General features: G+C 36.3%; 11 protein-coding genes. 7 read left to right on the forward strand and 4 right to left on the reverse strand.

Going from position 1 to position 10978, the window contains the following annotated elements; translation table 11 throughout:
- The first annotated feature begins 47 nt into the window (after nucleotides 1-47).
- Both AAV96_RS06235 and AAV96_RS06240 read left to right on the forward strand, forming a co-directional pair.
- On the forward strand, nucleotides 48-629 hold the full coding sequence (locus AAV96_RS06235; protein ID WP_046738696.1) for a hypothetical protein: 582 nt from the start codon (nucleotides 48-50) through the stop codon (nucleotides 627-629).
- A 10-nt stretch (nucleotides 630-639) separates the two neighbouring features.
- Nucleotides 640-1140, forward strand: coding sequence for a hypothetical protein (locus AAV96_RS06240; protein WP_032873050.1), 501 nt, complete (start codon nucleotides 640-642; stop codon nucleotides 1138-1140).
- 46 nt (nucleotides 1141-1186) lie between these two features.
- On the opposite strand, the gene AAV96_RS06245 is transcribed toward AAV96_RS06240, so the two are convergent.
- A complete protein-coding gene (locus AAV96_RS06245) occupies nucleotides 1187-2644 on the reverse strand; it encodes a DASS family sodium-coupled anion symporter (RefSeq protein ID WP_046738697.1) in 1458 nt (485 codons plus the stop codon).
- 241 nt (nucleotides 2645-2885) lie between these two features.
- Between AAV96_RS06245 and AAV96_RS06250 the strand changes: the two genes are divergently transcribed.
- From AAV96_RS06250 to AAV96_RS06260, 3 genes are all read left to right on the forward strand, one after another.
- Nucleotides 2886-3869: a potassium channel family protein gene (locus AAV96_RS06250; RefSeq protein WP_046738698.1), complete on the forward strand. Its 984-nt coding sequence runs from the start codon at nucleotides 2886-2888 to the stop codon at nucleotides 3867-3869.
- Nucleotides 3870-3959: 90 nt separating this feature from the next.
- A complete protein-coding gene (locus tag AAV96_RS06255; protein ID WP_046738699.1) occupies nucleotides 3960-4577 on the forward strand; it encodes a LysE family translocator in 618 nt (205 codons plus the stop codon).
- A 92-nt stretch (nucleotides 4578-4669) separates the two neighbouring features.
- Nucleotides 4670-5290: a DUF2238 domain-containing protein gene (locus AAV96_RS06260; protein ID WP_046738700.1), complete on the forward strand. Its 621-nt coding sequence runs from the start codon at nucleotides 4670-4672 to the stop codon at nucleotides 5288-5290.
- Nucleotides 5291-5306: 16 nt separating this feature from the next.
- Here AAV96_RS06260 and AAV96_RS06265 read toward each other — a convergent pair whose 3' ends face one another.
- Entirely contained in the window at nucleotides 5307-6509 is a 1203-nt protein-coding gene (locus AAV96_RS06265) for an MFS transporter (protein WP_046738701.1), read from the reverse strand.
- 179 nt (nucleotides 6510-6688) lie between these two features.
- Complete coding sequence (locus AAV96_RS06270; RefSeq protein ID WP_046738702.1) at nucleotides 6689-7234, reverse strand: demethoxyubiquinone hydroxylase family protein; 546 nt, start codon at nucleotides 7232-7234, stop codon at nucleotides 6689-6691.
- Between the two features lie 291 nt (nucleotides 7235-7525).
- On the opposite strand from AAV96_RS06270, the gene AAV96_RS06275 reads away from it, so the two are divergent.
- Both AAV96_RS06275 and AAV96_RS06280 read left to right on the forward strand, forming a co-directional pair.
- Nucleotides 7526-8446 carry a LysR family transcriptional regulator gene (locus AAV96_RS06275; RefSeq protein WP_034601773.1) on the forward strand — a complete coding sequence of 307 codons (921 nt, stop codon included), beginning with the start codon at nucleotides 7526-7528 and terminating at the stop codon, nucleotides 8444-8446.
- 113 nt (nucleotides 8447-8559) lie between these two features.
- Entirely contained in the window at nucleotides 8560-9570 is a 1011-nt protein-coding gene (locus AAV96_RS06280; RefSeq protein ID WP_046738705.1) for a sensor domain-containing diguanylate cyclase, read from the forward strand.
- Between the two features lie 109 nt (nucleotides 9571-9679).
- Here the strand turns inward: AAV96_RS06280 and AAV96_RS06285 are convergent, their stop codons facing one another.
- Entirely contained in the window at nucleotides 9680-10537 is an 858-nt protein-coding gene (locus AAV96_RS06285) for a hypothetical protein (RefSeq protein WP_004661874.1), read from the reverse strand.
- Nucleotides 10538-10978 lie beyond the last annotated feature (441 nt).

Genomic DNA, 10978 nt, shown 5'->3' on the forward strand with positions numbered 1-10978 from the left:
TTTAGCTAAAAATAAGGGCTGAAGATTCAGCCCTTATTTTTTATAAAATGAAAAGCATTTTAAATTTAAAAGACAATATCCTTGAGTTAGACAATATTTTTTATAAAGAGCAAAATCTTGAAGAGTTAAAAATCTCAATCCAACAATTATTTTCTAAGATATTAAAAGCGTATCCGTATCTAAAACCTCCAACGTTTTCAATTATTCCTACTAAAAGTTTAGAATTTATCGTTTGGTATCAAGATCCAAATGCTGTTACTGAGACATTGTTAATCGAGCAAAATGGTTCAGATGCATATATATGGAAAGGGGCTGATCAGAAATGGTATTTAGATGATTTTTATTCTGAGCCATATCAAATTGCCTGCAAATTAATAGAAATTATTCCTGTATTTCATTCTCTTCCTGAAAATCCTAGAGAGGTAAAGCATCTACTTGAAATAGGTATAATGGATTTTGATGCTAATTTTTTTCCAAAGTTTTCAGAAAGAAAACTAGAAGATGATAGGGAGGTTCTTACATGGGATGATCGTTTTTTGTTGGTAGGAACTCAGCTAGAAAATCTTAAACTTTATAGCCATGAAGAGTGGAAAGCTTTGATAGATAGAGAAAACTACCATTTAAATTGAGGTTCTATTTATGGCATTACTACATGATTTTGTTTTATTAAATAAAAATGAATTCTCTTATGATGATTGCTGCGAGCTAGTCGGTAAGGTTTCTCATGATGTTTCAATCCATGATGATCTTATTATTTATTTTAATGATTTTTTAAAATGGATACCTACCTATAATCCAAGTTTAAAAGTTAGGCATACTGGTTTAAATTATTATGGTGTAACAGTGATTGATGGAGATGGAGCTAAAGAAGCATTTCAATTGTTTTCTAGTCTAGTTAATATTTTAAAGTTATCGCCAAAAGTTTTAACGTTAACAGGCGAGTATACTTTTATTCATGCATATGATGATGTGATTGACCCAAATGAAAATGTTGATCGTATTTTAAGACAAACAGCGGGTTATGAAAAAATCATTATGCAAAAGAATGAAGTGATACAAAAAATTGAAATATTGGCAGAACTTATGCAGAAGGTCATTGATTCTAATAATAGTTTATATGTTCTACATTTGGGAATCTAAATTTAGAGGAACATTCCTAATCGTACAGAATGTTCCTCATATTTAATCACCAATAACCTAACATTTTCCACCAAAGTCCGCCAATCACCACAAAAATGATGATATTGACGACACTCATGACAAAGCCTGCCTTCCACCATTCACCCAGTGTGGTGTAACCTGAACCAAATACCACAGGCGATGTACCTGTTGCATAATGGGTTAAGGTCATCATGATGCTAGAGGCCGCTGCCATCATTAAGGCAAACAACATCGGTGGCGCACCCAATGCCAGTCCAGCCGTATAGAAGGCCGCGAACATGGCAGTGATATGTGCCGTGGTACTGGCAAACATATAATGTGCATATAGATAGGCGAGCATCAATAACAAACAGGCAGGCATCCAACTCAAGCCTAAATGGCCAATCCCAGTTTCGAGCACACCTGAGAACCATGTGATTAAACCGAGCTTATTTAAATAAGTCGCCATCATTACCAAAGCTGCGAACCAAGTAATAGTATCCCATGCGCTTTTTTGCGTCAGGATATCTTCCCAAGTCAGTACACCCGTAATTAGCAGCAAGCTCAAACCAATAAAAGCCGTTGTGGTTGGATCAACTGCCCAAACTGAGCCAAATATCATGGCAGGAATACCCGCCCATAACAGCAGTAAAATCCCAAATACACCGAGCATAATGATTTCATTTTTGCTGATGGGACCCATTTCCTTTAACTTGGTTTTGGCAAACTGAGCCGCATTGGGTGTTTCTTTGACTTCAGGTGGATACATCCAATACATGATTAATGGCATGATGATTAAGGCAATTAAACCAGGTAATAACATCGCCAGTGCCCATGTACTCCAGCTCAATGAAATCTGACTGTTGGTTGCTTTCGCTACCAGATCAACCACTAATGGGTTAGGTGCAGTTGCGGTAATAAACATGGCAGAAGTAATTGGATTGGCTTGGTAGTTCACCAAAGCTAAATATTTCCCCATACGACCTTCAGTGCCTTTGGCTGGGTCAGAGTCATAACTGGTAGAAATCGCGCGTACAATCGGATGAATAATCCCACCGCCACGAGCCGTATTACTAGGTGTCACTGGCGCAAGAATCAGCTCGGAAAGCACCATGCTATATCCAATACCAATAGTTTTCTTGCCCCAAACCGCGATAAATAAATAGCCTAAGCGTGCACCCAATCCTGTTTTTTGCAAACCTTTAGAAATCATGATCGAAATACCAATCAACCAAATCAGAGGGTTAGCAAAACTACTGAGTGCATCTTGGATAGCTCCGCTGGGACTATCATTGGTGACACCCGTCACGGCGACTAAGGTAATAGCAATAATCGCAATTGCACCAATTGGCATGGCTTTACCAATAATCGCGGCAATGACACCGACAAACATTGCTAACAAATGCCATGCATTCGGATCGACACCAGAAGGAACTGGAATAATGAACCATATGAGAAGCGAAATGAATAAAGAAATAAGGGTTGGAATAGGCTTGAATCCCACGTGAATTCCCCTTGTTGTCATGGGTTTAATAAAATTTATAGTTGTGTATAAATGAGCATTTAAAAAACTTTCATTAAAGATTGATTATTAAAAGCCAAAGAGAAAAGTTCAAAGGTAATTTTGTGTATAGAGCGTTATTTTGATTGATAAGTAAAATTATTGTCTTTGCTCAAAATCACTTATCAAATCGTTAAGCAACGTGTTACATTTTTAGCTTAGTTTACATCATGATCTGTACGGTATGACTCAACTTTCATGGCAACGGTTGCGACTTTTTATTTATAATAATCTTCATAATGATGACTACAAAAGTACAATAAGCGCTTGTATTAACTATTTATTAATTATTCTCATTATTGGTAATGTTGCTGCTGTTCTCCTTGAATCGATTAATGAAATCTATAAGCTGTACCAAGCTTATTTTGATTTGTTTGAAAATATCTCAATCCTGATTTTTAGTGGAGAGTATTTATTAAGATTATGGAGTATCGTCGAAAAAAATCCAGACGAGGCTGCATGGAAGCAGCGTATTCGTTGGATGAAAAGTGGTGGGGCAATTATAGATTTAATGGCTATTTTACCTGCTTATTTGAATTTCTTTGTCCATATCGATTTACGTTTCCTGCGTGTTCTACGGTTGGTAAGATTGCTCAAATTGACGCGCTATTTTGTGTCATTACAAATTCTTTTACGGGTGATTCAGCGAGAAAAAGGCTCGTTCCAAGCGGTTATTTTTATCTTGGTCATTATGATTGTGATGACTGCTTCTGCGATTTACGTCGTTGAAAATAAAGCGCAACCTGAAGCCTTTAGTTCGATTCCGCAAGCAATGTGGTGGGCCGTAGTAACTTTAACTACAGTGGGTTATGGCGATGTCACACCTGTGACTAATCTAGGACGAATATTAGGTGCATTTATTACTATTCTCGGTGTAGGGATTGCTGCTTTACCAGCGGGTATCTTGGCTTCAGGTCTAGCCAATGAACTGAATATGAGGAATCAGCGACTGGAACAGGAGTTCCGTGAAGTCTTACAAGCTAAAGGTCTGGATCTACTGCATGATCAAATGGAAATTGAACGCATTCGGAAAAAAGTCGGCTTACCCAAAGAGCAGACGCATGAAATTATCATTCAGCTCGTGCGAGAAAAACTACTTGAAGATCAGGAGCAGGAGAAGAAATCTTATCGTTTCTGTCCACATTGTGGTGAGAAGCTTTCGGAGTAAGGTGGCAGAATTATTTTAACAATCAATCAAAAATAATCTTTTAGACTGCTATATTGTCTGCAAGTTTGAAAATATTTTTTATCTGAATTTATGAGTTTACTGACTTTTTTATCATTTGTGATTTATTCGATTGTGACCTCCATTACACCGGGGCCGAATAATATTATGTTAGCTGCTTCAGGACTAAACTTTGGCTTTAAAAAGAGTATCCCACATATTTTGGGCATCGGCTTTGGTTTTGGAGTCATGGTCAGTTTAGTTGGTTTCGGTATTGGCGCAATCTTGGGTCAATCTGCTGTGATGTATGAAATGCTTAAAATAATAGGTATTGTCTATTTATTATATTTGGCATATCAAATTTATGGTGCGGGTAGCGTACAAGCTGAGGAACGTTCAGAAAAACCATTAAATTTTATCGGGGCAGCTCTGTTTCAATGGGTCAATCCTAAAGCATGGATTATGGCGATGGGTGCAATCGCAACTTATAGTACTGTAGATAGCCATCTCGCTGAGTTTATTTTTATTGGTACAGTATTTGGTGTAGTGAGTATCCCATGTGTAGGTATTTGGGCTTACATGGGTGAGCGCTTGCAAAAGATTGTCAATAATCAGAAAAAAGTTCAACTCTTTAATGGATCTATGGCCTTACTTTTGGTCATTTCAATAATAAAGCCAAGTATAGATTCCGTAAAATTTTTCTTTTTCTAATTCGATGTTTGGTCTGACCAAGCGATCTACTGGAATATGTTTTTGCTTTGATGTTAATGTAATTAAAAATAAAATTAATGTGAGAGTTTGATATGAATCAATCAAAGATTCTATGTTTAGCAGCTATTATTTTAATTTTGTTGCTGCTTTTATCTGGCTTACAGCCGTATGATAGAGCGACATGGTTGATGGAAGTTGTTCCTGTCCTCGTTGTTTTACCTATCTTATTTGCAACTTATTCCAGATTTCAACTAACTAATCTCTTGTATAGCCTAATTTTTTTGCATGCAATTGTATTAATCGTCGGTGGGGCGTATACCTATGCACGTGTACCTTTAGGTTTTGAGATCGCTCAATGGTTCAGTTTAGATCGAAATCCTTATGACAAGATTGGACATTTTATGCAAGGTTTTGTGCCTGCCATTGCTGCACGGGAAATTTTGATTCGATATCAGATTTTAGCTAAAGGGAAAATGCTTAGTTTTATTGTGATCTGTATTGTACTAGCCATTAGTGCGACTTATGAATTGATTGAATGGGCAGCTGCATTAGCACTTGGACAAGGTGCGCAAGAGTTTCTTGGTACACAAGGATATGAGTGGGACACTCAATCTGATATGTTCTTTGCCTTAATAGGAGCGATCGCAGCCTTGTTATTCTTATCTAAATGGCATAACCAACAACTCAATAAATTGATCAGTTCATATAGATAAACTGATCAATCTGCCGTTAAATTACGGCAGATTGATTTTTGTGAGTGTATTTAGCATAAGCCAGAGCAATTAATAAGATTGCTAATCCCCCTAAACTCAGTACAAACCCAACCCAGATCGGTGCTAACCAACCCATATTATGGCTAAGTACCCATCCTCCAAGAAATGCGCCTAAGGCATTGGCTAAATTAAATGCGGAATGATTTAATGATGCCGCTAATGTTTGTGCATCGCCTGCGATGTCCATTAAATGTGTTTGTAATGCACCACCTAACCCAATCACAGTGAAACCAATCAGAAATAAGGCTATAATCGCAGTATAAAGATTAGACATCATAAAGCTTGCAAGTACAAAGGTGAGTGCAGAACTCACCAAAATTCCAATCATCGTTTTAAATAGGCTTTTATCTGCCAGCCAGCCTGAAACGAGACCTCCAATCACCATACCAACACCCCAAATGGCTAGCGCAATCGGGACGATACGAATATCGGCATGTGTATATTCAGTTAAAATTGGAGATACATAACTATAAACAGAGAACATGCCGCCAAAACCAACTGCACCCACTGCAAGTGTTAGCCACATATTGATGTTTTTTAGGCCTGCCAATTCCGCTTTAATACTGGCTGTCTTTTGAAGTGGAATATTAGGCACAAAAAGGCTGACACAGATTAAAGTAATAAAGGCAATGACGGCAGAAAACTCAAAACCAGATTTCCAACCAAATTGCTGACCAAGCCAAGTTGCAATAGGAACCCCAATCACATTGGCAAGGGTGAGTCCCATCATTACTTGTGCAATCGCGGTTGCTCTACGTTGTTTTCCTGCCAATTCGGCTGCAACTAATGCGGCTACACCAAAATAAGCACCATGAGGAAAGCCTGCAATAAAACGAGATATCAGCATAGCTTCAGATGTTGTTGCGAAAGCGGTTGCGGCATTGGCTAAACCATAAAATAACATCAAGCTGAGTAATAGCGTTTTACGCGGTACTTTAGCTCCTAAAATTGCAATAATTGGTGCGCCAACCATAACACCAAGCGCATAGGCGCTAATGAAATAGCCTGCATGTGGAACACTGACATTTAAATCAGTAGCGATTTCTTGAATCAACCCCATAGCAACAAATTCAGTCGTTCCAATACAGAAACTACCAACTGCCAAGGAGAAAATAACCAGAAAAAGAGAGAAATTAGGTTGAGGAGATAAATTTAACAACTGTTTTAATCAGAACATAGAGAGATCTAAATTATAACCATCAAGACACTTTAGATCTTAAGCTTATCGTATTGATTGTGCATATTTATCAGATTTCGAAGAGCCTTTCAGCTATACATTTAAATAATGGAGTGAATTTGAGAGATCGTATTTTCTATAGTCTTTATCAATTGTAAAGATTATTTTTTTGTTGGAACAGATATTTTGAGATAAATGGCAAGAAACTTTGCTAAATATGCACATTGTTGAGCAAAGTAACTGATGATTTTTGCTAAATTATTATCAAAGTCTGCATGTTCAGAAGCAATCTTTTGATGATGAATTTCATCTTTTTGAATATCTAATACTGCATGATGAATCTCAATATCTTTTTCTTTGAAGAAAATTGCAGCTTCATCAAGTTCTTTGTTTACAATATTTTCAATGCTTGCAGTACTGATCCAAATTGCATTTCTACCTAGCAATCCAATCAATAATCCATAAATTATTCCGCCTGCGCACCAAAGTATAGAGGGTAAGACAACAGCATTTTTGTATTGAGCAAAGAAATAACCGAACAGGTTAAAATGTTCAGTTTCATGTTGATGCATTTCATCTAGTGCTTTGACCATGTCTTTAAAAAATAGTTTTGCAATCAGCCTATGACCGTAGTAAACCCCCGTTGCTCCTTTTTCACACGCATGAATGATTCTTAGTTGGGTTTCAATTTCTTTGTGCATGCTCATGGTTTATCTTCATCATTATTATTGTTTGGAAAATATACAGTGCTTGGGTGTGTATGAGCAATCAAATATTTGAATTATCTTATAAAAATTTTTTAAGATTCACCACATTTGTATTAAGTCATTGGCTTTTCCTAATTTTTATAAATAAGAACATAAGCTTAAATCAATATAGTCATGATTCTAATTGTGAGTACATTTCATCTCATTAAACAATAATAAAATAAAATTCATAGTGAGACACACTCATGAATAACGTGATAGGATGAATTAAATTCAATTGTGGTGATCGTTGTGTTAGAACTTCGTCATTTAAAAACATTAATTGCACTACGTGAGCATGGTTCATTGGTTGCGGCTGCGACAGATTTATGCCTAACTCCTTCAGCAATTTCTCATCAATTAAAAGAACTTGATCATTGGTATGGTGTCGAAGTTGTTAATCGCCGTAGTCGTCCAGTAAGTTTTTCCAATGTCGGCGAGCGTTTGCTTCGACTAGCAGATGATGTGTTACCTCAGGTTCAGATAGCACAAACGGATATTACTCGTATCGTGCATGGACAAACGGGGAGAATTATTTTTTCATCTGAATGTCATAGTTGTTTTGACTGGCTGATGCCTTTATTAAATCAATATCGCCAGCAATATCCAGATGTCGATTTAGATTTTGCAGCTGGTTTTGAGTCTAATCCGCATGAATTATTGCAAAATGCTGAGTTCGATTTATTAATCACTGCTGATCCAATTGCACTCAAAGGGATTGAATATTTTCCGATTTTTGAATACGAGTCACGTTTGGTACTCTCAACGACACATCCATTGGTGCGTAAAGAAAAAATATTAGTTGAAGATTTGGCTGAACAAACGTTAATTACTTATCCAGTTGATAAACATCGTTTAGACATCATGGCGCATTTATTCATTCCAGCAAATATTCAACCTAAGCATATTCGAACGACTGATTTAACGCAGATGTTAATTCAGTTGGTTGCAAGTGGGCGTGGTATTGCTGCTTTACCTGACTGGGTCGTTAATGAATATGAACAAAAGGGATGGGTTGTCAGTCGTCGTTTAGACTGTGTGTCGCCGCAAGGATTGAGACGCACATTATATGCAGGCTACCGTACTGAAGATAAGGAGAAGAATTACTTTGAAGGTTTCATCAAACAACTAGAAAAATTTTCTCAGAAACGTACGCTGTATTACACTGTTTAAAAACATTATTTATTTATTTGGGTTTAATAGACAGTTTTGTCTATTAAACCAATAACTTGACTTAAGAGAGATAATTCGCACAATTGAGCCATGCAACTGCGCTTGTTCAAAAAATGCCAAAACAATCCCCCTTATCGAACAAACAATTAATGTCTGTCATCGAAACTCAAACTGCTATTGCAAAATTGGGTGTCGATTTACACGCGGTAATGACGCTAGTTGCGAATCAAATTCAAAAACTGGTGATTTCTGCAACAGGAACAATTGTTGAGTTGGCTGAAGACGACGAAATGGTCTATCGAGCTGTTTCAAATAAAGCTGAGCATCTATTGGGTTTGCGTCTGCCATTGAATAAGAGCCTATCAGGTTTATGTATTTCACAAAAAACAACCTTGTATTGTCGTGATAGTGAAACCGATGCTCGAGTTAATCATGAAGCTTGTCGACGTGTCGGACTGCGCTCGATGGCAGTTGTACCATTATTTTATGAACAGCAGGTGATTGGTGTAATCAAAATTTATTCTGATCAGATAAATGCTTTTCATGAAAAGGATTTATCTCTTTTAGGATTGATGTCAGATTTGATCGCTGCTGCAATGTACCATGCTACAAAATTCAGCGACCAAGAGTTGTATAAGCTTGCAACACGAGATCACTTAACAGGTTTAGCAAACAGAGCATTATTTTTAGATTCTTTAAGACTGAAATTACAAGAAGCAAAACAATTTAAAGAGCAGTTAGCCGTTTTGATCGTCGATATGGATGGTTTGAAATTAATCAATGATCAATTTGGACATCGGTATGGTGATACGGCACTGATTGAAATTGCTAAACGACTTTCACAGAACATTCGCAAAAATGATTTAGTTGCTCGGTTGGGTGGAGATGAGTTTGCGATTATTCTACCTTCCGTAGAAAATTATGATGTTGCTAAACAAATGACTGTGCGTTTGGTTGATGCATGTAGCCAACCGTTTAGTTTTGAAAATATTTATCTAAAAATTGGTGTGAGTATTGGTTTAGCAATATACCCACATGACAGTTTAGAGTTACAACAGTTGATTGATGTAGCTGATTTGAATATGTATGGTGAAAAGAAAAAACGTAAATTGTCGCTATCTTAACGATTGATGATTAACTTGCTGTATTAGTATTAATTAAATTATTGAGAATGAATGTGTTTTTATAGTGAAACGGGCTAAAGACAAAATATCTTGTAGCCCGATCTGATGCTTAAGCCAACTTTTTATATGTACCATATTGATAAGCAATTTGTTCATCCCAAAATTGCTGCCATAGGTCACAATATTCTAAGCACATTTGGCGAATCGCACTGTAATCAGATTCAACGCAAGCTTGAGCAAGTACGAACCATAAATCATCTTCATGATCATCATCAGCAGCTTCGGCTGTTTCATCATGCGATACACCGTGAACGTAGTAATATCCACTATCTACATCAAATCCAACAGCATTGGTTGCTTGACGTAAAGCTGGGCTAAATAAAATCACTTCTTCTTCAGCAACGGCTAGAAGAGCTGAAACTGCCTGATAACGGTCAAAAGATTTTTCTAAGTAGTTGCGTACTTGTTGAGCAATAAGGGACGGCTGGTAATCATTACGCTCAGATTGAGTCAACTCAAAGTCATCCAGTACATCTTCAAAGAGAGGATAGTGTGCATACTCCGGATTTCCAGCATAGTAACCATCTTGATCAAAACCTGGACGGAAACCAAACTCATCTAAGATATTAAGATTAAGTAAGAAGCGAGGATACATCTTAGAACCAGAAAGCAAACGTGGCTCTAATTGCTTCGTTTGGAACTGTGCCATGAGCAATGCATCAGTAAACACCTGAACAATCGCATGACGATATTCTAAATGAATATGCTTCAATGTTTCTTTATCAATTACACCATCATTTAGCATTTGAATAGCTGGATGAGTTGAAACAGGATGATTTGAAATCTCTGCTCTTAACTCTTTCAGAAAATTCAAATTCTTGTTCCATAATTCTTCAGAAATACTATTTTTCATTCCGTCTATAGCTTTCTGTCTAGGGTCGTTAAAGTTTTCAAATTTTTTTGGCATAGTCTTGTACTCAATGAATTAATATTATTGCTTTTCCAATTATATAGTGTCGATTTGCTTTGGTTGCTTTTGAATAACTATTAGTTCAACCAAATATCTTTTTATTGGATGACATAAATATAAAATGATTTTTTTGTGAAATCAATTTATTAAACAATCTAAAAAATAATAAGAAAGATTATTAATTAACTTAACTGATGTAAAAAGGTGATATAATTCACTATATATTTTAATTTTTTTTAAATAGAAATTTTTTTTTACAAACAAGCTTGTTAATCATAAGTTTTTTGCTTAATTTATATGAGGGTATATAAGAAATTCGCTTAATATAAATATACATAGGTGCCAGAAACTTCCAGCATTTAACTATGTCTAAATAATTAATTAAGCTTTTTGATAAAATTTAAAAAGGATAATAAAATGTCAAAAAAAGAAGATATT

The sequence above is a fragment of the Acinetobacter sp. AG1 genome (assembly GCF_001005525.1).
GTDB lineage: Bacteria > Pseudomonadota > Gammaproteobacteria > Pseudomonadales > Moraxellaceae > Acinetobacter > Acinetobacter modestus.

Bases quoted from the DNA above. Each gene is read 5' to 3' on its own strand.
- AAV96_RS06260 (WP_046738700.1), top strand. From the start codon at position 4,670: ATGAATCAATCAAAGATTCTATGTTTAGCAGCTATTATTTTAATTTTG.
- AAV96_RS06250 (WP_046738698.1), top strand. From the start codon at position 2,886: ATGACTCAACTTTCATGGCAACGGTTGCGACTTTTTATTTATAATAAT.
- AAV96_RS06270 (WP_046738702.1), bottom strand. From the start codon at position 7,234: ATGAGCATGCACAAAGAAATTGAAACCCAACTAAGAATCATTCATGCG.
- AAV96_RS06235 (WP_046738696.1), top strand. From the start codon at position 48: ATGAAAAGCATTTTAAATTTAAAAGACAATATCCTTGAGTTAGACAAT.
- AAV96_RS06240 (WP_032873050.1), top strand. From the start codon at position 640: ATGGCATTACTACATGATTTTGTTTTATTAAATAAAAATGAATTCTCT.
- AAV96_RS06255 (WP_046738699.1), top strand. From the start codon at position 3,960: ATGAGTTTACTGACTTTTTTATCATTTGTGATTTATTCGATTGTGACC.
- AAV96_RS06285 (WP_004661874.1), bottom strand. From the start codon at position 10,537: ATGCCAAAAAAATTTGAAAACTTTAACGACCCTAGACAGAAAGCTATA.
- AAV96_RS06280 (WP_046738705.1), top strand. From the start codon at position 8,560: ATGCCAAAACAATCCCCCTTATCGAACAAACAATTAATGTCTGTCATC.